General features: G+C 61.3%; 23 protein-coding genes. 18 read left to right on the top strand and 5 right to left on the bottom strand.

Annotated features, from left to right (window positions below; all coding sequences use genetic code 11):
* Positions 1 to 124 precede the first annotated feature (124 nt).
* Positions 125 to 808, bottom strand: a complete 684-nt coding sequence (locus tag ISF28_RS27440) for a Bax inhibitor-1/YccA family protein (RefSeq protein ID WP_198120357.1) — start codon at positions 806 to 808, stop codon at positions 125 to 127.
* A gap of 266 nt (positions 809 to 1,074) precedes the next feature.
* Here ISF28_RS27440 and ndk point away from each other — a divergent pair, with 266 nt between their 5' ends.
* From ndk to ISF28_RS27360, 16 genes are all read left to right on the top strand, one after another.
* A complete protein-coding gene (ndk, locus tag ISF28_RS27435) occupies positions 1,075 to 1,500 on the top strand; it encodes a nucleoside-diphosphate kinase (RefSeq protein WP_198120356.1) in 426 nt (141 codons plus the stop codon).
* A 119-nt stretch (positions 1,501 to 1,619) separates the two neighbouring features.
* A complete protein-coding gene (gene rlmN, locus ISF28_RS27430; protein WP_198120392.1) occupies positions 1,620 to 2,792 on the top strand; it encodes a dual-specificity RNA methyltransferase RlmN in 1,173 nt (390 codons plus the stop codon).
* Positions 2,792 to 3,601 (top strand): type IV pilus biogenesis/stability protein PilW, encoded by an 810-nt coding sequence (gene pilW, locus ISF28_RS27425; RefSeq protein ID WP_198120355.1) that lies wholly within the window; start codon positions 2,792 to 2,794, stop codon positions 3,599 to 3,601. The genes rlmN and pilW overlap by 1 nt, the downstream gene beginning before the upstream one ends.
* Before the next feature lie 10 nt (positions 3,602 to 3,611).
* Positions 3,612 to 4,622 (top strand): helix-turn-helix domain-containing protein, encoded by a 1,011-nt coding sequence (locus ISF28_RS27420; RefSeq protein WP_198120354.1) that lies wholly within the window; start codon positions 3,612 to 3,614, stop codon positions 4,620 to 4,622.
* A gap of 16 nt (positions 4,623 to 4,638) precedes the next feature.
* Positions 4,639 to 5,919 (top strand): flavodoxin-dependent (E)-4-hydroxy-3-methylbut-2-enyl-diphosphate synthase, encoded by a 1,281-nt coding sequence (ispG, locus tag ISF28_RS27415; protein WP_198120353.1) that lies wholly within the window; start codon positions 4,639 to 4,641, stop codon positions 5,917 to 5,919.
* 112 nt (positions 5,920 to 6,031) lie between these two features.
* Entirely contained in the window at positions 6,032 to 7,375 is a 1,344-nt protein-coding gene (gene hisS / locus ISF28_RS27410; RefSeq protein WP_198120352.1) for a histidine--tRNA ligase, read from the top strand.
* A 38-nt stretch (positions 7,376 to 7,413) separates the two neighbouring features.
* A complete protein-coding gene (locus ISF28_RS27405; RefSeq protein ID WP_198120351.1) occupies positions 7,414 to 8,064 on the top strand; it encodes a YfgM family protein in 651 nt (216 codons plus the stop codon).
* Positions 8,065 to 8,108: 44 nt separating this feature from the next.
* Positions 8,109 to 9,263: an outer membrane protein assembly factor BamB gene (gene bamB, locus ISF28_RS27400; protein WP_198120350.1), complete on the top strand. Its 1,155-nt coding sequence runs from the start codon at positions 8,109 to 8,111 to the stop codon at positions 9,261 to 9,263.
* Positions 9,264 to 9,270: 7 nt separating this feature from the next.
* Complete coding sequence (gene der / locus ISF28_RS27395) at positions 9,271 to 10,614, top strand: ribosome biogenesis GTPase Der (protein WP_198120349.1); 1,344 nt, start codon at positions 9,271 to 9,273, stop codon at positions 10,612 to 10,614.
* 302 nt (positions 10,615 to 10,916) lie between these two features.
* On the top strand, positions 10,917 to 11,153 hold the full coding sequence (gene hfq, locus ISF28_RS27390; protein WP_036168820.1) for an RNA chaperone Hfq: 237 nt from the start codon (positions 10,917 to 10,919) through the stop codon (positions 11,151 to 11,153).
* A gap of 29 nt (positions 11,154 to 11,182) precedes the next feature.
* A complete protein-coding gene (gene hflX, locus ISF28_RS27385) occupies positions 11,183 to 12,346 on the top strand; it encodes a GTPase HflX (RefSeq protein ID WP_229519431.1) in 1,164 nt (387 codons plus the stop codon).
* Between the two features lie 3 nt (positions 12,347 to 12,349).
* Positions 12,350 to 13,699 (top strand): FtsH protease activity modulator HflK, encoded by a 1,350-nt coding sequence (gene hflK, locus ISF28_RS27380; RefSeq protein ID WP_198120348.1) that lies wholly within the window; start codon positions 12,350 to 12,352, stop codon positions 13,697 to 13,699.
* Positions 13,699 to 14,577 carry a protease modulator HflC gene (gene hflC / locus ISF28_RS27375; RefSeq protein WP_198120347.1) on the top strand — a complete coding sequence of 293 codons (879 nt, stop codon included), beginning with the start codon at positions 13,699 to 13,701 and terminating at the stop codon, positions 14,575 to 14,577. Before hflK ends, hflC begins: the two co-directional genes overlap by 1 nt.
* Before the next feature lie 241 nt (positions 14,578 to 14,818).
* The gene (locus ISF28_RS27370) at positions 14,819 to 15,973 is read left to right on the top strand and encodes an ATP phosphoribosyltransferase regulatory subunit (protein WP_198120346.1); all 1,155 of its coding nucleotides are present in this window, start codon (positions 14,819 to 14,821) and stop codon (positions 15,971 to 15,973) included.
* Entirely contained in the window at positions 15,973 to 17,286 is a 1,314-nt protein-coding gene (locus ISF28_RS27365) for an adenylosuccinate synthase (protein WP_370663506.1), read from the top strand. The genes ISF28_RS27370 and ISF28_RS27365 overlap by 1 nt, the downstream gene beginning before the upstream one ends.
* Positions 17,287 to 17,371: 85 nt before the next feature.
* Positions 17,372 to 17,908: a phosphoribosyltransferase gene (locus ISF28_RS27360; RefSeq protein ID WP_198120344.1), complete on the top strand. Its 537-nt coding sequence runs from the start codon at positions 17,372 to 17,374 to the stop codon at positions 17,906 to 17,908.
* A 219-nt stretch (positions 17,909 to 18,127) separates the two neighbouring features.
* Here the strand turns inward: ISF28_RS27360 and ISF28_RS27355 are convergent, their stop codons facing one another.
* The 4 genes from ISF28_RS27355 to ISF28_RS27340 are packed head-to-tail and all read right to left on the bottom strand — an operon-like array spanning position 18,128 to position 22,613.
* Positions 18,128 to 18,640, bottom strand: coding sequence for a hypothetical protein (locus tag ISF28_RS27355; RefSeq protein ID WP_198120343.1), 513 nt, complete (start codon positions 18,638 to 18,640; stop codon positions 18,128 to 18,130).
* Positions 18,641 to 18,661: 21 nt separating this feature from the next.
* Positions 18,662 to 20,044 (bottom strand): hypothetical protein, encoded by a 1,383-nt coding sequence (locus ISF28_RS27350; RefSeq protein WP_198120342.1) that lies wholly within the window; start codon positions 20,042 to 20,044, stop codon positions 18,662 to 18,664.
* A gap of 1 nt (position 20,045) precedes the next feature.
* A complete protein-coding gene (locus ISF28_RS27345) occupies positions 20,046 to 21,194 on the bottom strand; it encodes an ATP-binding domain-containing protein (protein ID WP_198120341.1) in 1,149 nt (382 codons plus the stop codon).
* 9 nt (positions 21,195 to 21,203) lie between these two features.
* Positions 21,204 to 22,613: a serine/threonine protein kinase gene (locus ISF28_RS27340; protein WP_198120340.1), complete on the bottom strand. Its 1,410-nt coding sequence runs from the start codon at positions 22,611 to 22,613 to the stop codon at positions 21,204 to 21,206.
* A 341-nt stretch (positions 22,614 to 22,954) separates the two neighbouring features.
* On the opposite strand from ISF28_RS27340, the gene ISF28_RS27335 reads away from it, so the two are divergent.
* Both ISF28_RS27335 and ISF28_RS27330 read left to right on the top strand, forming a co-directional pair.
* The gene (locus ISF28_RS27335) at positions 22,955 to 23,551 is read left to right on the top strand and encodes a MarC family protein (RefSeq protein WP_198120339.1); all 597 of its coding nucleotides are present in this window, start codon (positions 22,955 to 22,957) and stop codon (positions 23,549 to 23,551) included.
* A 23-nt stretch (positions 23,552 to 23,574) separates the two neighbouring features.
* Positions 23,575 to 24,033, top strand: a complete 459-nt coding sequence (locus tag ISF28_RS27330) for an FKBP-type peptidyl-prolyl cis-trans isomerase (protein WP_370663509.1) — start codon at positions 23,575 to 23,577, stop codon at positions 24,031 to 24,033.
* The last annotated feature ends 13 nt before the right edge of the window (positions 24,034 to 24,046 follow it).

Here is a 24,046-nt window from a genome sequence, read left to right as displayed (position 1 = left end):
GGAAGCTTGTGCATCGAGACATTGATCGGAAATGTGCTCTGACCCCGAATTTATGCTCTGACCCCGAATTTTGCGGGCGTAAAAAAGCCGGCCCGCGGGCCGGCTCGTCGGTGCGGTGCGACGGTCAGTCGCGGTTGCCGAATCCGACGCCCAGCAGTTGCAGCATGCTCGTGAACACGTTGTAGATGTCCAGGTAGATGGCCAGCGTGGCGCTGATGTAATTCGTCTCGCCGCCGTTCACGATGCGGTTCACGTCGAACAGGATGAAGGCCGAGAAGATCACCATCGCCATCGCCGACACCACCAGCATCAGCGCAGGCAGGTGCAGGAAGATGTTCGCCAGGCCGGCCAGGATCACGACGATGGCGCCGGCGAACAGCCAGTTGCCCAGGCCCGAGAAGTCGCGCTTGGACACGGTCGCGATCGTCGCCATCGTGGCGAACACGGCGGCCGTGCCGGCGAACGCGGTCATGATCAGCGTGCCGCCATTGGAAAAGTGCAGCGTGTAGCGCAGCAGCGGGGTCAGCCACAGGCCCATGAAGAACGTGAACCCGAGCAGGATCGGCACGCCGGCCGCCGAGTTCTTGGTCTTTTCGATCGCGAAGATGAAGCCGAACGCGATCGCGAGGAAGAGCAGCACGCCCATGCCGCCGGCAAAGATCGGCAGGGCCATTTGCAGGCCGATATAGGCGCCGAGCACTGTCGGGATCATGGACAGCGCCAGTAACCAGTAGGTGTTGCGCAGGACGCGGTGACGCGTGGCGCGGACGGCCGAAACGTCGTAGGTTTTTTGCAGGCTGGGAATCATAATGCCTCCGTTGGAAGAAATCGCTTTGCTCCCCATATGGGGACTGGCCCCGCCGTCAACAGGGGTCAAACTGGCGCAAGCGCAAGATTTAAGCCTTGCATAAGTGCCGGATCGCCGCCCATATGGACGAGGTCTCATCGATGTCACTGTATCATCCGGGAGCGAAGCGGCGCAATATCGGTAGCATGACGGATGTATGGTAAAATAGAAGGTTGATTGAGTTCCCAAATCTCGATTTAAACCTTTCTTTTTATTGGAGTTTTTAAATGGCAATCGAACGCACCCTGTCGATCATCAAACCTGACGCTGTCGCCAAAAACGTGATCGGCCAAATCTACAGCCGTTTCGAAGGCGCCGGCCTGAAGATCGCCGCTGCCCGCATGGCCCAGCTGTCGCGCGCCGAAGCCGAAGGTTTCTACGCCGTCCACAAAGAGCGTCCGTTCTTCAAGGACCTGGTCGACTTCATGGTCTCGGGCCCGGTCATGATCCAGGTGCTGGAAGGCGAAGGCGCGATTGCCAAGAACCGCGAACTGATGGGCGCAACCGATCCGAAGAAGGCCGACAAGGGCACCATCCGCGCCGACTTCGCCGACTCGATCGACGCCAACGCCGTGCACGGTTCGGACGCTGCCGAGACGGCTGCTGTCGAGATCGCTTACTTCTTCCCGGCCTTGAACGTTTACTCGCGTTAATTTTTTGTATCAATTTATTTCTGTTGAACAGGCCTAGGCCGGTTTAACATTGCAATATCCCGCTCGCCCATGCTCGAGGAGCTCGGCGGGCGGAACTTATTTTGAAGGCACAGGATTCAATCATGGCAACTCTCACCAACTTGCTGGACTTCGATCCCGCGCAGCTCGTCGCTTACTGCGCCGAGTTGGGGGAGAAGCCGTTCCGCGCCAAGCAGCTGCAGCGCTGGATCCACCAGTTCGGCGTCGCCGATTTCGACGACATGACGGACCTCGCCAAGTCGCTGCGCGAAAAGCTGAAAACGCGCGCCGAAGTCCGCGCGCCCGCCATCATCAGCGACCACACGTCAAGCGACGGCACCCGCAAATGGCTGGTCGACGTGGGCAACGGCAACGCCGTCGAGACCGTGTACATCCCGGAAGAGACGCGCGGCACGCTGTGCATTTCCACGCAGGCCGGCTGCGCCGTCAACTGCCGCTTCTGCTCGACGGGCAAGCAGGGCTTCAACCGCAACCTGACGGTCGCCGAGATCATCGGCCAGCTGTGGATGGCCGAGTTCGAACTGCGCCGCACGAAAGGCATCGAGCCGGGACCGAAGGGCGAGCGCCAGATCACCAACGTCGTCATGATGGGCATGGGCGAGCCGCTGCTGAACTTCGAGCCGACCGTAACCGCGCTCAAGCTGATGCTGGACGATAACGCCTACGGCCTGTCGCGCCGCCGCGTGACCGTGTCGACGTCGGGCGTCGTGCCGAACATGGACAAGCTGTCGCAGGAATGCGCGGTGGCGCTGGCGGTGTCGCTGCATGGATCGAATGACCCGCTGCGCGACATGCTCGTGCCGCTGAACAAGAAATACCCGCTGCGCGAGCTGCTGGCCGCGTGCAAGCGCTACCTCGAATTCGCGCCGCGCGACTTCATCACGTTCGAATACTGCATGCTGGACGGCGTCAACGATACCGACCAGCATGCGCGCGAGCTGGTTGCCCTCGTCAACGATCCGGAGGTCGGCGTGTCGTGCAAGTTCAACCTGATTCCGTTCAATCCGTTCCCGGAATCCGGCCTCGTGCGCTCGAAAAACCCGCGCATCAAGGCGTTCGCCCAGGTGCTGATGGACGCCGGCATCGTCACCACCATCCGCAAGACGCGCGGCGACGACATCGACGCCGCCTGCGGCCAGCTGGCGGGCGAGGTCAAGGACCGTACCCGCGTGAACGAGCGCATGAGCAAGATGGCTGAATACCAGGAAAAATTCGGCCCGAATTTCGGCAAGATCGTGGAGATCGCGTCCTGATGCCGCGGCTGTCCGGACGCCTGGCCTGCGCGCTCGTCCTTCCGCTGCTGCTGTCGGCTTGTGCCGGCAATCGCGGCATGGAGGGCGATACGCACGAGCTCAAGACGCTGTCCGACCAGACGGCCGCGGAAAAACGCGCCCTGATCCGCCTGGAACTGGCGGTGGGCTATTACCAGGAGCGCAAGTACGACGTCGCGCTGGACGAGGTCAAGCAGGCCATCGCCGCTAACCCGGACTATGCCGACGCGTACGGCGTGCGTGCGCTGATCTACACCGAGATGGGCGAGAATCGACTCGCCGACGAGAACTACCGGCACGCGCTGCGCCTGGCGCCGCGCAATCCGGATCTGTCCAACAACTACGGGCTGTTCCTGTGCGAAGCCGGCGGCAAGCCGGTAGAGGCCATGACTTATTTCGACGCGGCGCTGAAGAATCCGAATTACGCGACGCCGGTCAAAGCCTTGATCAATGCCGGGAATTGCAGCCTCAAGATGAAGAATGTCGACGCGGCCGAGCGCTATCTGCTCGATGCGCTGCGTTACGATCCCGAGCTGGTGGCGACGAATGCCGGCCTGGCGCGGGTGTATTTCGAGCGGCGCGATTATACCCGCGCCGGGTTTTTCATTAACCGCCTGACGGAGACAGCGAAGCTCGACACGCTGTCGGCCGACGTGCTGTGGCTGGCCATCCGGGTCAAGCGCAAGCTCGGCGACCGGGCCATGGAAGCTTCGCTGGCGGCGCAGTTGCGCAAGCGCTTCCCCGGTTCGGCCGAATACGCGGCCTTCGAGCGCGGTGCATTTAGTGAGTGAGACAACGACAATGAGTTCCGAGCGTGCAGATCAGCCGTCGACGCCCGACAACCCGCCGCCGGCGCGTGGCGTCCCCGGCCAGGCCCTGGCCGCACAGCGCGAGGCGCTGGGATGGTCCGTCGAACAGGTGGCCGACCAGTTGAAACTGGCCGTGCGCCAGGTCATCGCACTGGAGGCGGGCGATTACGCCTCGCTGCCCAGTCCCGCCGTGACCCGCGGCTTCGTGCGGGCCTACGCCAAGCTGGTGAAGATCGATCCGGCGCCGCTGGTGGCCCAGATCGCGATGGAGAGCCCGCCCCCGGCCGACACGAGCGCGGCCACGGCGAATCGCCGCCCGACGCCGGCTTCGTTCTCCGAATCCAAGTTCCCCAGCCACGGCAAGCGCTCGAGCCTGCCGCTGGGCTGGATCGCCGGTGCCGTCGTGGTCGTCGTCGCGGCCGCGGCGGCGTGGCACTTCGGTCTCGTGCCGGTCGGCCAGCATGCCGAGACGGCCGGCAACGGCGTCGCGACACCTGCCGCGCCCGGCACCGCGACCGAGGCGGCCGTCAACGGCAGCGCCGTCGAGCCCCTGCAGAATCCGTCCGTGCCGCTGATCTCCGTGCCGGGCCCGAGCGCCGCCGCGTCCGCGCCGGCCCCCGCGCCCGCGACCAATGCGGCGCCGGGCGCCGTCGTCAATGTGCCGGGCACGACCGCGACCGGCGCACCGCCCGCGGCCGTTCCCGCGCCGGCCGCGACGCCGCCCTCCACGCAGACCCCGGCCGCGGCCCCGGCCGCCGCGGGCGCCAACGCACTCGTCTTGAACGTGCGCGAGGATTCGTGGATCGAAGTACGGCCGGCCAAGGGCGGCGCGCCGCTGCTGTCGCGCCTCGTCAAGGCCGGCAGCACGGAGACCGTCAACGTCGACCAGCCCGTGCGCATGGTCGTCGGCAATCCGGCCGGCGTCACGGCGACGTTGCGCGGCAATGCCGTCGCGCTGCCTTCGGTGCCCGGCAAGACGCTGTCCCGCGTCAATCTGCAATAACACGGAACGAACAGAGATGACTTTTTCGAACAACGCCACCGAGCCGATCCCATCCGGCCCGCTGCCGCGCCGTGCCAGCCGCGGCGTGCTCGTGCAGCACGGCGCGCGCAAGGTGATGGTCGGCGGCGACGCCCCCGTCGTCGTGCAGTCGATGACGAACACCGACACGGCCGACGTGATCGGCACCGCGATCCAGATCAAGGAACTGGCGCGCGCCGGCTCCGAGATCGTGCGCATTACCGTGAACACGCCGGAAGCGGCCGCCGCCGTGCCCGCCATCCGCGAACAGCTCGACAAGATGGACGTCGACGTCCCGCTCGTCGGCGACTTCCACTACAACGGCCACCTGCTGCTGCGCGATTATCCGGAGTGCGCGCAGGCGCTGTCGAAATACCGCATCAACCCGGGCAACGTGGGGCAGGGCGCCAAGCGCGACACCCAGTTCGCCCAGATGATCGAAACCGCGATCAAGTACGACAAGCCGGTGCGCATCGGCGTCAACTGGGGCAGCCTGGACCAGGCGCTGCTGGCGCGCATCATGGACGAGAACGCCGCGCGCGCCCAGCCGTGGAGCGCGCAGTCCGTCATGTACGAAGCCTTGATCACGTCGGCGATCGAGAACGCGCAGCGCGCCGAGGAGCTAGGTATGCGGCGCGAGCAGATCGTCCTGTCGTGCAAGGTGTCCGGCGTGCAGGACCTGATCGCCGTCTACCGCGAACTGGGCAAGCGCTGCGACTATGCGCTGCATCTGGGCCTGACGGAAGCGGGCATGGGCAGCAAGGGTATCGTCGCGTCGACCGCGGCGTTGTCGGTGCTGCTGCAGGAAGGCATCGGCGACACGATCCGCATCTCGCTGACGCCGGAACCGGGCGGCGACCGCACGAAGGAAGTGGTCGTCGGCCAGGAAATCCTGCAGACGATGGGCCTGCGCAAGTTCACGCCGATGGTGATCGCATGCCCGGGCTGCGGGCGCACGACGTCGACCGTGTTCCAGGAACTCGCGGACAATATCCAGACTTTCCTGCGCGAGCAGATGCCGGAGTGGAAGAAGACGTATCCGGGCGTGGAAGCGATGAACGTGGCCGTGATGGGCTGCATCGTGAACGGTCCGGGCGAGTCGAAGCACGCGAACATCGGCATCTCGCTGCCGGGCACGGGCGAGTCGCCGGCGGCGCCGGTCTTTGTGGATGGGCAAAAGGTCGCTACACTGCGGGGCGAGCGGATCGTGGATGAGTTCAAGACGATCGTGCTCGAATACGTACAGAAGAATTACAGCCGCGAGGCCGCGGTGTCGTGACGACGTTGGTGGGCACGGGGTGCCCACCCTACGGCAATAGCAATTCCGTCGATGCCACCAATAATGTAGGGTGGGCGCTCCGCGCCCACCATGCGTAGCAAGAGCAAACAATATGTCCGAGAAAAAAGAGAAAATCGTCGCCATCAAAGGCATGAACGACATCCTCCCGGCCGACGCGCCGCTGTGGGAACTGTTCGAAAACACCGCGGAATCCGTGCTCAAGAGCTACGGCTACCAGAAGATCGTCACCCCCATCGTCGAGGAAACGGGCCTGTTCGCGCGCGCCATCGGCGCCGTCACCGACATCGTCGAGAAGGAGATGTATTCCTTCACCGATTCGATGAACGGCGACCAGCTGACCCTGCGTCCGGAAGGCACGGCGGGCGTCGTGCGCGCCGTCATCGAGCACAATCTCGCCTACGACGGCCCGAAGCGCCTGTGGTACAAGGGCCCGATGTTCCGCCACGAGCGTCCGCAGCGCGGCCGCTACCGTCAGTTCTTCCAGTTCGGCGCGGAAGCGATCGGCTTCTCCGGCCCGGACATCGACGCGGAACTGATCATGCTGTGCCGCCGCCTGTGGGACGACCTGGGTCTCGATAACATCCGCCTGGAACTGAACTCGATCGGCAACGCCGAGGAGCGCCAGCGCCACCGCGCCGACCTGATCGCCTATTTCGAGGCGAACATCGACGTCCTGGACGCGGAAGCCAAGCGCCGCCTGCACGCGAACCCGCTGCGCATCCTGGACACCAAGAACCCGGCGATGCAGGACCTCGTCAACGCGGCGCCGAAGCTGCTCGACTACCTGGGCGGCGAATCGCTCGCGCACTTCGAGGGCCTCAAGCAGATCCTCGATGCGAACAACGTCCAGTACACGGTGAACCCGCGCCTCGTGCGCGGCCTCGATTACTACAACCGCACCGTGTTCGAGTGGGTCACCGACCTGCTGGGCGCGCAGGGCACCGTCTGCGCGGGCGGCCGCTACGATCCGCTGATCGAGACCTTCGGCGGCAAGCCGACGCCGGGCATCGGCTTCGCGATGGGCATCGAGCGCCTGATCGAACTGATGAAGGCGCAGGGCGAACCGGCCGAGCCGGCCCAATGCGACGTCTACCTCGTGCACCAGGGCGAGGACGCCCAGATGAAGGCATTCATCCTCGGCGAGCGCCTGCGCGACGCGGGCCTGGACGCCGTCCTGCACTGCGCCACGCCGGCGGGCGCGGGCAGCTTCAAGAGCCAGATGAAGAAGGCCGACGGTTCCGGCGCCGCGTTCGCCGTGATCATCGGCGCGGACGAAGTGGCCGGCGGCGTCGTGGCCGTGAAATCGCTGCGCGAGGCGGAAGGCCAGCAGCAGACCAGCGTGCCGTTCGACGAAGCCGTCGACTTCATCGTCGACCAGATCGTGGGCGGTCACGACCACGATCACGACCACGAGCACGTGCACTACCATCCTTAATTCCCGATTAATCAACGAAAACACAAAGACCGACGTCCATGGCATACGATCTCGAAGAACAGGAACAGATAGCGAATTTCAAGGCCTTCTGGGAGCGCTTTGGTAACCTCATCACCTGGGCGCTGATCATCGCGCTTGGCAGCTATGCCGCCTACAATTTCTGGAACTCGCACCAGCGCACGCAGGCCGCGGAAGCGTCCGGCCTGTACGACGGGCTGACGGCGGCGATCCAGGCCGGCGACAAGGCCAAGACCCAGCGCATCACGGGCGACATCGAGGACAAGTTCGGCTCGACCGCCTACGGCCCGATGGCCGCGCTGGCAGCCGCCAAGGCCGCCTTCGACGCCAACGACCTGAAGACCGCGAAGGCCCAGCTGCAATGGGCGATCGACCATGGCGACGACGAGTACAAGGCCATCGCCAAGCTGCGCCTGTCCGGCGTGCTGCTCGACGAGAAGGCCTACGACCAGGCGCTGGCGCTGCTGAACGGCGAATTCCCGGCGCAGTTCGCGGCCGAGGTACAGGACCGCAAGGGCGACGTCTACGTCGCGCAGAACAAGCTGGCGGACGCCCGCGCCGCCTACCAGGCCGCGCTCGACAAGATGGAGAAGAACCATCCGGGCCGCCAGGTCGTGCAGGTCAAGCTGGATGCCATCGGCGGCGCGCCGGCGCCGAAGGCAGCTGCGTAACACAACCCCGCCGAATGGTGTATCTAGAACAAGGTAAGAAGAATATGCGTATTACCCGGAAGCTCGTTGGTGTCGGTATGTTCGCCCTGATGACGGGCTGCTCCACTCTGCATTCGCTCAATCCGTTCGCGTCCAAGCCGAAAGGCAACCTGCCCGCGCCGCTGGTCGCCCTGAAAGGATCGATGGCCGTGCGCACGGCGTGGAAGCTGGAAGTCGGCAAGGCCGAGACCTATATGTTCTCGCCGGCCGTCGCCGACAACACCATCATCGCGGCCGGGGGCGACGGCACCATCGTGCGCGCGGAAGCCGCCACGGGGCGCCAGATCTGGCGCACGAAGGCGGGCACGGACCTGACGGCGGGCGTCGGCACGGACGGCACCGTCATCGTGCTGGGCGGCGCCAAGGGCAAGCTGCTCGCGTTCGACATGGACGGCAAGAAGCTGTGGGAGACCCAGCTGTCCTCCGAGATCCTGTCGTCGCCGGTGGTGGGCCAGGGCATCGTCGTCGCGCGCAGCATCGACAACCGCATCAACGGGTACGACGCCAAGACGGGCCAGAAGAAATGGACCGTGCAGCGCACGGCGCCGGCGCTCACGCTGCGCCTGGCGCCGGGCATGGTCATCCACGACAAGGACGTGCTGATCGCCCAGCCGGGCGGCAAGCTGCTGTCGCTGATCCTCGCCACCGGCGCGCCGCGCTGGGAGGTCGAGGTGGGCGTGGCGCACGGCGCGACGGAACTGGAGCGCGTCACCGACATGGGGGGCACGCCGGTCATCGTCGACAACGACGTGTGCGCCGTGTCGTACCAGGGCCGCGTCGGCTGCTTCGACGTCGCCACGGGCAGCCCGCGCTGGACCCGCGACATCTCGTCCGAGGTGGGCGTGGCCGCCGACGAACGCTTCGTCTTCGTCCCGGACGAGAAGGGCGCCGTCTACGCGTACAACCGCGAGACCGGCACCAGCGCATGGAAGAACGACAAGCTGGCCTACCGCCGCCTGTCCACGCCGGTGTCGTACGGCCGCGCCGTCGCCGTCGGCGACTACGAGGGCTACGTGCACTTCCTGTCGCGCGAGGACGGGGCCTTCCTGGCCCGCGCCGCGACGGACGGCAGCGCCATCGAATCCACGCCCCTGGTCGTCGGTTCGAACCTGATTTTTCAAACACAAAATGGAACCGTGACCGCCATCGCGGTCGAATAAAGATTCAATGAAGCCGGTAATCGCACTCGTAGGTCGTCCAAACGTCGGAAAGTCGACCTTATTCAATCGCATGACCCGCTCGCGCGACGCGCTGGTGGCGGACTTGCCCGGCCTGACGCGCGACCGCCACTACGGCGAAGGGCGCATGGGCGAACGGCCGTTCCTGGTCATCGATACCGGCGGTTTCGAACCGGTCGCGAAGGAAGGCATCATGCACGAAATGGCGCTGCAGACGCGCCAGGCCGTCGCCGAGGCGGACGTCGTGATGTTCATCGTCGACGGCCGCCAGGGCCTCACCCCGCACGACAAGACCATCACGGACTTCCTGCGCAAGTCCGGCCGCAAGGTCATGCTCGTCGTGAACAAGAGCGAGGGCATGAAGTACACGTCCGTCACCGCCGAGTTCTACGAGCTGGGCATGGGCGACCCGTACGTGATCTCCGCCGCCCACGGCGATGGCGTGCTGGACCTCGTCAACGAGGCCATCGACGAAGCCGTGCAGCAGCGTCCGGAGGAAGCCGAGGAGCTGGAGCCGGCCGACCACGGCGTGAAGATCGCCCTCGTGGGCCGTCCGAACGTGGGCAAGTCGACCCTCATCAACACCTTGGTCGGCGAGCAGCGCGTGATCGCGTTCGACATGCCGGGCACCACGCGCGATTCGATCGAGGTCCCGTTCGAGAAGGGCGGCAAGGCCTACACGCTGATCGACACGGCCGGCATCCGCCGCCGCGGCAAGGTGTTCGAGGCCATCGAAAAATTCTCGGTCGTGAAGACGCTGCAGTCGATCTCGGAAGCGAACGTCGTCGTGCTGATGCTGGACGCGCAGCAGGACATCTCCGAGCAGGACGCGCACATCGCCGGCTTCATCCTGGAGACGGGCCGCGCGCTCGTCGTCGCCGTCAACAAGTGGGACGGCCTGACGTCCGACCAGCGCGACCAGGTGAAGAACGACATCGACCGCAAGCTGAACTTCCTCGATTTCGCGGAGACCAAGTTCATCTCGGCGCTGAAGGGTACCGGCATCAACCACCTGATGAAGTCGATCGACACGGCATATGCCGCGGCGACCGCGAAGCTGTCGACGCCGCGCCTGACGCGCGCGCTGCAGGAAGCCGTCGAGAAGCAGGAACCGAAGCGCAAGGGCAGCACACGTCCGAAAATGCGCTACGCCCACCAGGGCGGCCAGAACCCGCCCATCATCGTCATCCACGGCAATGCGCTGGATGGCATCACGGAACCGTACAAGCGTTACCTGGAAAAGCATTTCCGCGATACGTTCGACCTCATCGGCACGCCGTTGCGGATCGAGCTCAAGAGCGGCAAGAACCCGTTCGACAAGAGTCGCGAATGACCGTAAGGATGCGTGCCCGTTTACCGTAGGGTGGGCACCCCCGTGCCCACCAAATGCATGCGTCACGTCGATGCATGGTGGGCACGGGGTGCCCACCCTACGAATGCATTTGAGGTAAATGTTTTTCGTGCGCCGCAGGACACTTTTTAAGCCAGGTTTAACCATAGCAGTACGACAAAAAAGAGCAAAACAGGTTACAGTTAGCTTGGGCGAACATTCACAGCTTGAGAATGTTGGCGCAGCCACTTGAAATCCGGCATCCCGCCACAATTTTTATACGACAACAACATCACGGAGCTGTCATGAGCAACAAAGGGCAACTGTTACAAGACCCATTCCTCAACGCCTTGCGCAAAGAGCACGTCCCAGTCTCGATCTACCTGGTCAACGGGATCAAGCTCCAGGGCCATATCGAATCCTTCGACCAGTACGTGGTCCTGCTGCGTAACACGGTCACCCAGATGGTTTACAAGCACGCCATTTCCACCGTCGTCCCGGCCCGCGCCGTCAACCTCAACCTCGAACAAGACGCCGAGTGAGGTCGATGGCTGACGTTTCCGGCAACTCCATGCGCGCCGCGTTGGTCGGTATCGATTTCGGCGCTGGCGACTTCAAAGCCAGCCTGGAAGAACTGGCCCTGCTGGCACGCTCGGCAGGGGCCGAACCGATCACCACGATCACCGCGAAGCGCAACAGTCCCGATCCTGCGCATTTCGTCGGCAGCGGCAAGGCCGACGAGATCGCGCAGGCCGTTCTCGCCGACAAGGTCGAGATCGTCATTTTCAACCACGCCCTGTCGCCCGCCCAGCAGCGCAACCTGGAGCGGCGGCTCAATGTGCGCGTGGTCGACCGCACCAGCCTGATCCTCGACATCTTCGCCCAGCGCGCCCAGAGCCACGAGGGCAAGTTGCAGGTCGAGCTGGCCCAGCTGCAGCACCTGGCCACGCGCCTGATCCGCGGCTGGACCCACCTCGAGCGCCAGAAGGGCGGTATCGGCCTGCGCGGTCCCGGCGAAACCCAGCTCGAGACCGACCGCCGCCTCATCGGCGAGCGCGTCAAGATGCTGCGCACCCGCCTGACCAAGCTGCGCAAGCAGCACGAGACCCAGCGCCGTTCGCGCGGGCGCAACCAGACGTTTTCCGTGTCGCTCGTCGGCTATACCAACGCCGGCAAGTCGACCTTGTTCAATACCCTGACGAAGGCGGGCGTGTACGTCGCGAACCAGCTGTTCGCGACGCTGGACACCACGTCGCGCCGCCTGTACCTCGGTGCGGACGTCGGCAACGTGGTCGTGTCCGACACCGTCGGCTTCGTGCGCGAACTGCCGCACCAACTGGTCGCCGCGTTCCGCGCCACCCTCGAAGAAACCATCCACGCCGACTTGCTGCTGCACGTCGTCGACGGCGCGTCGTCCGTGCGGATGGAGCAGATCGAGCAGGTCAACGACGTCCTGCGCGAGATCGGCGCCGACCATATTCCCCAGATCCTGGTCTGGAACAAGATCGATGCGGCGGGCCTCGAGCCCGGGATCGAGCGTGACGAATATGGTAAGATCAGCCGCGTTTTCATCAGCGCCAGGAGCGGAGCCGGTCTCGACCTGCTGCGCGACGCGATCGTCGAGGCGGCCGGCAGCCGGACCGCCGCGCCCGACGCCGTCGAGCTCGAAGGCGAGGAAGCCGGCTTCGCGCATGCCGACCTCGTGCCCGCGACTCCCCATCCCGGACCACACTAGTCTATGCTTGTTTCTCTGATCAAACGGATCGGCGCGCGGCTGGCGCCGGCCGGTCGTCCCGTCTTGTCCCTCAACGATCCACGCTGGGGCCACAAGCCGAAATCGAACGAAGGCCGCCGCCCGAACAACAAGAACGACGGCGACGGCCCGCCCGACCTCGACCAGTTGTGGCGCGATTTCAATCAACGCCTGAACCGCCTGTTCGGCGGCAAGCGCGGCGGCGACGGCGGCTCGTTCCGTCCGGACGCGCGCGGCATCGGGCTGACGGCCACCGTCGTCGGCGCCATCGTTGCCCTCATCTGGCTGGCCAGCGGCGCGTTCATCGTGCAGGAAGGGCAGGTCGGCATCGTGACGACGTTCGGCAAGCTGTCGCACGTGACGGGTGCCGGCTTCAACTGGCGCTGGCCGGCGCCGTTCCAGTCGCACGAGATCGTCAACACGGCCCAGGTGCAGGTCGCCGAGATCGGCTACCGCGCCAACATCCGCAACAAGCAGCCGAGCGAGGCGCTGATGCTGACGGGCGACGAGAACATTCTCGACGTCCAGTTCTCCGTGCAGTACAAGATCAAGGACCCGGTCGCCTGGGTGTTCAACAACCGCGACCAGGTCGAGACCGTCCGCGACGCCGCCGAGACCGTCGTGCGTGAACTCGTCGGCCAGAACCGCATGGAGACCGTCCTGTACGACGGCCGCGACAAGCTGGCGGCCGAGGCCCGCGAATCGATCCAGCGCATGGTCGACCGCTACAAGCTGGGTGCGTCCATCGTCGGCGTGACGATGCAATCCGTGCAGCCGCCGGACCAGGTCGCCGCCGCGTTCGAGGATGCCGGCAAGGCGCAGGAAGAGCGGGCCCGCGCGCGCAGCGAAGCGCAGGCCTTCGCCGACGACATCCTCCCGCAGGCCAAGGGCCGCGCCGCCCAGATGCTGCAGGATGCGCAGGCGTACCGCGCCAGCGTCGTCAGCGTCGCGACCGGCCACGCCGCCCGCTTCGACAAGATCGTGGCCGAGTACGCCAAAGCCCCGGCCGTCACGCGCGACCGCATGTATATCGAGACGATGCAGCAAATCCTTTCCAGCACCAGCAAGGTCATGATCGACGCCAAGACCGGCACCAACCAGATCTACCTGCCGCTCGACCGCCTGCTGGCCCAGTCGACGGCCAACGAGGCGGCGCGCGGCGCCAATTCCGGCCCGGTGATGGTGCCGCCGCAGGCCCCGGCCCAGCCGGCGCAGCAAACGCAGCCGCAGCCGCAGCAGCCGGCCGCCCAGGCCCAGCCGGATGCGTCGGGCGAGTCCGCGCGCACGCGCGACCTGCGCAGCCGCGACACCGGCCGCGAACGGGAGAGCCGCTGATGGGCCGCCTGCTCGCCACCCTGATCGGGGCCGCCGTCGTCGTCGCGCTCGCGTCGTCGTCCGTGTTCGTCGTCGACCAGCACCGTTACGCCGTCGTGTACGCGCTCGGCGAACTGCGCGAGGTCATCCAGCAACCGGGCCTGAACTTCAAGGCGCCGCCGCCGTTCCAGAACGTCGTCTACCTCGACAAGCGCATGCAGACGCTCGACACGCCGGACGGCGAGCGCTTCATGACGGCGGAAAAGAAGGATCTTCTCGTCGACGCCTTCGTCAAATGGCGCATCGTGAATCCGCGCCAGTACGTGATCGCCATCGGCCGCAACGCCGACCGCGGCGGCGAACGCCTGGACCAGCTCGTGCACACCGCCCTCACGGACGAGATCGGCAAACGCAACCTGGCGGACGTGCTCACCGGCGGCAAGCGCGCGGACGTCGCCGCCGCCGTGCGGTCCGACCTGGCCGGCGAGGCGCGCGACCTGGGCGTGGAGATCGTCGACGTGCACCTGAAGCGCATCGGCTTCGTCGACCAGGTCAACAATGCCGTGTACGAACGCATGAAGGCCGACCGCGTGCGCGTGGCGAACGAATTGCGCGCGACGGGCGTGGCCGAGGCGGAAACGATCCGCGCCGACGCCGAGCGCCAGCGCAGCGTGCTCCTGGCCGACGCCCAGCGCGACGCCGAGACGATCAAGGGCGAGGGCGACGCCAAGGCGGCGCAGATCTATGCCCAGTCGTTCGGCAAGAATCCGGAGTTCTACCGGTTCTATCGCTCGATGGAAGCCTACAAGGCCACGTTCAAGGGGCGCAACGACGTGCTCGTGCTGGACTCGAATTCCGAGTTCTTCAAGTATTTCAAGGGGCCCGGCGCCGGCAAATAATCGGCGCTGCGGTTGGTGGGCGGAGGCCGCCCACCCTACGGTAGGGTGGGCACCCCGTGCCCACCATCGCCCACCGACGGCGCATCTTACGTGGAATATCGACAACGTCGGCACCCGTTTCATCGCCAACCGACCCGCGTTTTCGGTTAAAATCGTCGATTCGGCGCAGTGGACGCGTGCAAAGCCGCGTTCATGCCGCCCGAATGTTGTCCGACCTTTAACAACCCGACCCGCTTTGCCCATGCCCACCTGGCTCCTGCCCGAGAATATCGCCGACGTCCTGCCGTCCGAAGCGCGCAAGATCGAAGAGCTGCGCCGCCTGATGCTCGACACCTTCCGAACCTACGGCTACGAACTCGTGATGCCGCCGCTGCTCGAATACGTCGATTCGCTGCTGGCCGGCGCCGGACAGGACACCGACCTGAAGACCTTCAAGCTGGTCGACTCGATGAGCGGCCGCCTGCTCGGCCTGCGCGCCGACATGACGACGCAGGTCGCCCGCATCGACGCCCACCTGCTGAACCGCGACACCGTCACCCGCCTGTGCTATGCCGGCAGCGTGCTGCACACGCAGCCCTCCGGCCTGCACGCCACGCGCGAGCCGCTGCAGATCGGCGCCGAGATCTACGGCCACGCCGGCCTCGAGGCGGACGCCGAGATCCAGGAATTGGCCCTCGCGTCGCTCGCGCTGGCCGGCTTCGACCAGCCGCGCCTCGACCTGTCGCACGTGGGCGTGCTGCGCGCCATCCTGGCGGAGGATGCCGTCGCCAAGCGCGACGAGCAGCTGCTGTATGGCCTGCTGCGCTCGAAGGACGTGCCGGGCCTGGAGGAAGCGACGGCGAACTACGCGGCGCAGACCCGCGCCGCGCTGCTGGCGCTGCCCAATCTGTACGGCGACATCGACGTGCTGGCCCGCGCGAAGGACGTGCTGCCGGCGCTGCCGGGCATCGCCCGCGCGCTGGCGGAACTGGCCGCGCTGGCCGGGTCCGCGCTGGGCCGCGCGCAGATCGCCATCGACCTGGCCGACCTGCGCGGCTACCAGTACGAAAGCGGCGCCATGTTCGCGCTGTACGTGCCGGGCCTGCCGAACGCCGTCGCGCGCGGCGGGCGCTACGACCACGTGGGCGAAGCCTTCGGGCGCGCGCGTCCGGCGACCGGGTTCTCGCTCGACCTGCGCGAGCTGGCCCGCCTGCTGCCGACGGCCGAACGCAAGCATTCCATTCGGGCCCCCTGGGGCAACGCGCCCGAGCTGCGCGAAAAAATCGCCGAACTGCGCAAGAGCGGCGAAACGGTGATCCAGTCCATGCCGGGTCACGACAATGTACAGGACGAGTTCGAGTGCGACCGCGTGCTCGTCCTCGAACAAGGAAATTGGATTCTCAAAAACTTAGGTTAATGATGTCAAATACTGCAAAGAACGTCGTTGTCATCGGCACCCAGTGGGGCGATGAGGGCAAGGGTAAGATCGTCGACTGGCTGACCGACCATGCCGCCGGCGTGGTGCGTTTCCAGGGCGGCCACAACGCCGGCCACACGCTGGTGATCAAGGGCCAGAAGACGGCACTCCAACTGATCCCGTCGGGCATCATGCGCGCGGGCGTGGCCTGCTACATCGGCAACGGAGTCGTCGTCTCCGTGCCGGACGTCATGCGCGAGATCGACAAGCTGGAAGCGGCCGGCATCGAAGTCGCGTCGCGCCTCAAGATTTCGGAAGCCTGCCCGGTCATCCTGCCTTACCACGTCGCCATCGACGTCGCCCGCGAAGCGAAGCGCGGCGTCAACAAGATCGGCACGACGGGCAAGGGCATCGGCCCGGCCTACGAAGACAAGGTCGCGCGCCGCGCGATCCGCATCGCCGACCTGTTGAATGAAGCTCGATTTGCCGAGAAACTGCGCGAGAACCTGGAGTACCACAACTTCGTGCTGACCGGCTTCCTCGGCGGCCAGGCGCTGGACTTCCAGAAGGTGTACGACGACGCGATGGCCCTCGTGCCGCGCCTGCGTCCGATGGTGGGCGACGTGTCGTCCGCGCTGTACGCGACGCACAAGGCCGGCGGCCACCTGCTGTTCGAAGGCGCGCAAGGCTCGCTGCTGGACGTCGACCACGGCACCTACCCGTTCGTCACCTCGTCGAACTGCGTGGCCGGCAACGCCGCCGCCGGTTCGGGCGTCGGCCCTGGCATGCTGCACTACGTCATGGGCATCACCAAGGCCTACACGACCCGCGTGGGTTCGGGCCCGTTCCCGTCCGAGCTACCGACGGATGCCGGCGTCGGCGAACACCTGTCGCGCATCGGCCACGAGTTCGGCACCGTGACGGGCCGCGCCCGCCGCTGCGGCTGGTTCGACGCCGCGCTGCTGCGCCGCTCCGTGCAGATCAACGGCGTGACCGGCATGTGCCTGACCAAGCTGGACGTGCTGGACGGCCTGGAGTCGCTCAAGCTGTGCACGGGCTACAAGATCGACGGCCGCGACGTGGACATCTTCCCGGTCGGCGCGGAAGAAGCGGCGGCCTGCGTGCCGGTGTACGAAGAGATGCCGGGCTGGAAGGACAGCACCGTCGGCGCCAAGTCGATGGACGACCTGCCGGCCAATGCGCGCGCCTACATCAAGCGCATCGAAGAACTGGTCGGCATTCCGGTGGACATGGTGTCGACCGGTCCGGACCGCGAAGAAACCATCGTGCTGCGCCACCCGTTCGCAGCCTGATATCGAAGTCGAAGCACACAGTCCCTGCCGCGCCACCCGCAAGGCAGGGACGTCAGCCACAAGCAGAAACTAGGAACAATCCAAAATGACGACGCCTCCATCGACCGACAAGGACCTGTGGGTCTCCTGGGATGAATACAACCGCCTGATCGAGCGCCTGGCGCTCGAGGTGTACGAATCGAACTGGAAGTTCGACATGGTGCTGTGCCTCGCGCGCGGCGGCGTGCGCCCGGGCGACGCGATCTCGCGCATCTTCGACGTGCCGCTGGCGATCCTGTCGACCAGCTCGTACCGCGAAGAGGCGGGCACCAAGCAGGGCGACCTGGACATCGCCAAGTACATGACGATGACCAAGGGCCCGCTGGCCGGCCGCATCCTGCTGGTCGACGACCTGGCCGATTCGGGCGTCACCCTGATGCGCGTGCGCGCGCACCTCCAGGAAAACTACCCGGACGTGACGGAAGTGCGTTCGGCCGTCCTGTGGGTCAAGGGCACGTCGTCGATCAAGCCGGATTACCACCTGGTCGACCTGCCGCATAATCCGTGGATCCACCAGCCGTTCGAGGATTACGATGGGCTACGTCCGCATCAGTTGCAGGCGTGGCTGAAGAAGTTCGAATAGAACTAAGTTAGCTAACTTTGCATCACATAAATCGGGGCATGCGCCCCGATTTTTTTATCTATAAATTTGGTTTTAACTTATCAAAATTCAGCGGGGTGCCTCATTCAAGAATCTTCACAAACCTTGTTGAAAGCAATGCGTGGCAGGAAGCAAAGGCCAAAGGTGGGCGTAGCGCAAAAAAATGAGGGTGGCATTTCAGCTATTTTCGCGCTGATCTGTTTAAGCAAGAATTAAGACTGACTTTTCCTTTGCTGCTGTCTCACTTTCTTTTGTTTGTAATAATCTTAACGGTATGGCTACATACTGCTCGCAATATAACATGACTTCATTTCCTGATGAAAAAGCGTCCGCTAGGTCTGTTTCAATGTAATCGCTATCATTTAAATATCCCTCGATCGTTATTTTATTTTCTGAGGCTTTAAAGAAGAGCAGATCGCTGCACTTTTTGGACCAGCAATAACGATAGGGGCCGATTGGTATAACGCGCACAACATTCTCTGGTGTTGTTGCGTAATTAGTCGCAATAAACATCGAGCTTGTGACAAAAAGAGCTTGGCTGCGATATCTAACGCCAAATTTTTCATTAAACCATGCGTCGGCGCGATCATGTATTTCTTGCGGCATATTGCGCGGAATTCGGTCTTTTCTAACATTCCGCACACTCGGATGCTCGATGCTAGTTTGCGAAGAAATCCCTCTGTAAAACGCCAGAGTTTCAAAAGAATTAATCATTTAATTTGCTTCGCGATATATTTAGTATTCTCGAGACTTCTTGCGGCTACGTTTGGCGACGTTGCTATTTTCATCAGAATTTAAATCGATATTAAAAAAGCGCGCGAGTTCATTTGCAGTTGAAACCAGTCGTTTAAATTTCTCAGTCTGCACTTCGTCCAGTGTGCTCGGTCTCTGCGGTGTATCGTAAATTGTGGTGTCAAATAGTGAAACCTGTTTTGCTTGCGAAGGTTGAAATCGGAAGCTACATGTCACCAAGGGAATGACCTCAACTTCGATTTCATTCGAATGCCCGAGGCGTTTGGAAATTCCTTCTAACCCTGCTCGAGCAAGCACACGCAATTCTCGCAACGATATATCGCCCACTGGGCCGTCTAAAAGACTTTCGATTCTATTTACGTCTCGTAGCAAACGACTTCCCAAGCCACCATTAAAACCTAGTAAACCGCGCGGCTGTTGTAGCCCGGCCATAAACATATACCATATGGCGAGTTGCCGGTCGCGCGAGCTCAATATGGAAAAATGTTCAAATGAACTGGGTGATATTTGAGTTGCGAGGAAGGCACTAAGGGCGGAACTATAGCCTGTTAAGTCTAAATTTGCACTCAGCCGGTTTAGCGAATTTTGAAATAGCGCCATGCGTTCTTCTCTAGTTGAAGCCTCAAATTCTTTTAGAGAGAACTGCTGCGACCAATCTCTGGTAAGCCGATCCCAAGAATTTTCCGTAAGCATCGGTTTGTCTTCTATTAACGCTTCACTAAGCGAGGAAATGGGATTTGACGAATGCGTCCCGTAGAATAGATGGCTCGCAAGATGTAATAGTTCAGTAAGTAGCCCTTTTTGCTGGCGCATTAAATCCAGTCGAGCACCAGAGTTCGTTAACGAAACAGTTTCTAGCCAAGAGTCTACAAAATTTTGTACATGCTCAACGGGAACGCCGTTTGCTAAAGCTTTTGCCCACCCATACGCCAAGGTACGTTTACATATTGCTGGGGTAAGCTCGGTAGGCTGAATTCTGCCGCCAGCATAATGTATTGCCTCTGCAAAAGATAATGAGATTAGGCCTTGTAAAGCCTTTTGCTCCCCTTTTTCCCGCCGAACTTGAGAGTAAAGTCTTGCTTCAGCCGTTGTAATAACCCGTGAGAACGCAGTAAATGGAGATGGCCCATTTGTGCCCGAGTTTATCGCGGCCAAAAAATTCGTTACTTCATCGTCATGTATGATAATTAGCGCAGGTAGTAACTGTTCTTTTGATGGGTCGGTTTTCCAGCAGACCAAACTAGAGAGGTGATCTTGTGGAATGTGATAAAGAATATCTTTATCATTTGCCCTTGCGCACGCCGGCGTACGACCGGTAAGAATAAGATCAAAAAGCTCGCGCCGAAGCAGCTCCGAATGCCACATATTAGTCCTTCCCGAAAATGTTTGCTTTTGTCACAGCTTTTGGCGGCGCAATCTTTCGCAAGGCCGATTCAAGATATCCTGGAATTGATTTCTCGTAATATATCGAGAGCGCCGTCTTGGCGCGTGTAATCGAGGTAAATGCTAACCGTCGTTGAGCGCCTCCGGTGCGGTGTAGCATATCAAGCCCTGCAATATGCGCTGCTCGGAACTCTAAACCTTTCGCGGACGAGATAGTAGTGAGCCATACCGGACGACTTGGATCAAACGTTTTCGAGTTACAATGGGTGATTTCCGAACCTAACGGCGTTAGCTTAAGGTATTCCAGTATGGAAGCGACCTCCTCATTGCGCGGACACATTATACCGATAAGCTCGTCAGGATAGGTCAAACGTTGTGTTGTTATCTGGTCAGCAATGGCTGCGGCTTGTTGTTCTATGGTAAGGCCACGACGTTCAGTGACACGCGATGGATATGCTTTTTCGTCGTAACTTGAATACGTTATTAACGGAACATGATCAGGTTTTCCCTGCATCACACCATCAGCTAATCGGCAAATCTCACGCCCATTCCTGAAGTGATAATTCAGTTCGTAAATATTGTCCACAGATTTTTGTAGTTCGGAGGAGCAGTCATCAACCGTAAATACCTTTTGTCTTAGATCCGCCGCGGCTATTAACGTTTTAGAAATCGCTTTAAATACCCGAATCTCGTCGGGGAAATAATCTTGTGCTTCGTCAAGCAAAAGTGCATCGTAAATAGCACCTAGTTCATTGTCATGGGCGAGGTGTAGAAGAGCAGAGGCTTTGACCTTGCGTGCATCCATAAGCGACATGCCATTGGTATCTAGTTCTACATCGTATTCGTTCAAAATCTGATTAAAAAGCTGCGTATGCGTGATAATTTTATTCGACGGGAATTTATATTGTCCACCGCCTATCTTTATAAAATTCCGCAAAACAGAACCAAAAACGACAACATAAAGGTTCGGTTTGTCACCAAGAAAAAGATGATTGGCTCGCAGTAATAATAGATTTGTTTTGCCGCTACCCGGTGGCCCTTTGATTAGTAGGTTTTCGTCAACTGGTAGATCTAAGATTTTGGTTTGCTCACCAATTAACTCAGAGGGGTCTTTCCACCAAGTATTCGACATTGTTGTTCCTTATTTAATTGTATCTAAAACTACCTGCGAACTTTCGATCTCACTTCCGGATTTGTCTAGCTGTTGGTAAGCTGCTTCAAGACATTTCAAAAAAAATGCCTCAAGCAGAGAATGATTAATTACCTCATTGGCATCTCCGGTGATTAGTTTTTTGCTAATATCAAATTGGTGAAGACTTAATTCATCTTTGGCTAGACTTGAGCATGCCTTTAATGTGTAGATGGGTTTTCCATTATTTTGATCTTCTAGAGTCAGACTGAAGCCAACATGCAGGTGCTGGTGTAAACCGATTTCGCTGGACTTCTCAAAAAATATTAGTAGCCTGCAACTGCACCCGTCATAGCTTGATTCTTCAAGGGATTTTCTAAGCGGGAAACATTGAAGATCGTTTAACGCAATGGCTATTGCCGCGCCCAGTCGACTGCATAGATCTTGAAGTTCCTTCCGCTGTAATCTCAGTAATTCGGCGGCGCCAATTGATGCTGTAACAGATGTGTCATTGAAATGAAGCTGACGTCCTTTAATTCTATTGCGCAGAATTTCCACGGTAAGATTCGCGTCTGTACTTGTCGTAAAATCGTTCCATGACACAAGCTCAAGTCTAGTGCCTGGATTTTTTGTTAAACAATGACGGCAAAGCCGGACTAGGTCTGGGTCCTCACCGTAAACGTCCGGTGTTTCTTTTAAAACTGCTTCTACCAATACTGAATACGGAGAGGAGAACTCTGAGAAAATTTCTCTCTTCATAAGTAAATCATACAGGACTGCGCCAATCTGATAAACTGTTAATGCCCTCCATCCCTCTAATGAATGTTCTTCTTTTCTTTGCAAAAACTCTGGGGAGCTGTACCGTAGCGTGCCGATGAATGGGCGTTGATCGATATCAGTTAAATTTGATTCCGCGAACGGGCGCAAAACTCCTAGGTCTAGAAGTTTGATGGACTCGTAATTCTCTGAAATTGCTATATTTTCCGGTTTGATATCACGATGCACAAGGCCTCGTTCTTCAAGAAATATTGCTGCGGAAGCTAGTTGTTCTATAATGGAGCGTATCGATGTGGTTGGTATATCCTTGATCGACGATTTTAGATTGCGATAAGGAACGAGCTCCATTACTACAAATAGATGTCCCGTTTCTGAACATTTTCCGCCTGCATATATTTCCACAAGATTTGGATGTTTTGAGCCAATTAAACCGGTCTCACGTGAAATACGCGCAATCTGTTTTTCCTCCCCATATCGTTCAACGAGTTCGGGATGAAAGACCTTCAGGGCGCCCGTACGTTCGCCGGAGGTTGCGCGCATCACCACAGCAGACTTTCCGTAGCCCAACTCCTCCTCGACCAACCATCCTCCGACAGATTTGCCTAGAAGGCTAACGATTAACATCTTTGCTTGTGTAGAGTCCATTAAGCCGTCCGCAAGTTTGCTGCCTGAAAGCAAGCGTTGTCTATGAGTAATGAAAGAGTAGCACCAACGGAGGATTCTTACAAAGAAAAACGATGTCCCTGTGGCAATAGTCGAAAACTCTCGGTTGGGATCGTCAAAGCGCAGTGCCAATCACTCAGCGACAGTCGCCTTATGGCACGCGTCATATTGGTGTGGCTTCATCTCCACTCATCTTCTTAGTGTGCCAATCGCGCACGCATTTTCCGTACGGACGGAGTGCTGTGTTATCGGTCAGGACGCGCACTCCCCTTGATAGATCGGATCGGTTAAGATCACACCTGCCATAACAATAACAACACCAAATGACCCAGAGCTTCTTCCAGACCTTCATCCTGCTGCTGCTGGTCACGGACCCCTTCGGCAACGTCCCCCTGTTCGTGACGGCGCTGAAGGAGGTCGACCCGGCCCGCCGCCCGCGCATCGTCGTGCGCGAATGCGCCATCGCCTTTCTCCTGCTGCTCCTGTTCATGTTCTTCGGCCGCCACTTCCTGGCCGCGCTGAACCTCACCGACATCTCGCTGCGCATCGGCGGCAGCGTCATCCTCCTGATCATCGCCATCCGCATGATCTTCCCGCACCCGGACGGCGTGCTCGGTCGCAGCGAGGGCGGTGAGCCGTTCATCGTGCCGCTGGCGATTCCCGCGCTGGCCGGACCGTCCGCGCTGGCCACCGTGCTGCTGTTCACGGCCGGCTCGGTCGAGGAGGTGATGGTGCACGTGGCGGCGCTGGCGGCGGTCGCCGCGGTCTGGCTGGCCGTGTTCCTCGGCGCCGAGCGCCTGCAGAAGGTGCTCGGGCCCCAGGTCATGACGGCGTTCGAACGCCTGATGGGCCTGATCCTCACCGCGATGTCGATCGAGATGCTGCTGGGCGGCGTGCGCGCCTTCGTCAAGACCCTCTGAACCCACAAGGAATCCCCATGAACATGCTCCGTCTCGCCTCCATCGGCCTCGCCCTCACGCTGACGCTCGCGCTGGCCGCCTGCAAGCGTTCCAGCGACACGGCCGCGCCCGCGCCGGCCGAGGTCAAGGTCGACACGTCCCCCGTCGCGTTCCAGAAAATCGATACGACGGTGGGCACGGGCGCCGTCGCCACGGCCGGCAAGATCGTCACCGTCAATTACACCGGCTGGTTCTACCTGCCGGACGCGCCCCAGCGCCACGGTGCCCAGTTCGACAGCTCCGTCGGCCGCAAGCCGTTCACGTTCCGCCTCGGCAGCGGCGGCGTCATCCCCGGCTGGGATCAGGGCGTCGAGGGCATGAAGGTGGGCGGCAAGCGCACGCTCGTCATTCCCGCGTCGCTGGGCTATGGCGCGGACGGCGCCGGCCCGATTCCGCCCAACGCCAACCTGATCTTCGACGTCGAACTGCTCGACGTGCAATAAGCGCCGCGCCGGC

Origin of the sequence: Massilia rhizosphaerae, from assembly GCF_016093545.1 — a bacterium.
GTDB classification, from domain to species: domain Bacteria; phylum Pseudomonadota; class Gammaproteobacteria; order Burkholderiales; family Burkholderiaceae_D; genus Telluria; species Telluria rhizosphaerae.
The sequence above is the reverse complement of the archived record's forward strand: the minus strand, read 5'-3'. Positions and strand labels throughout refer to the sequence as shown.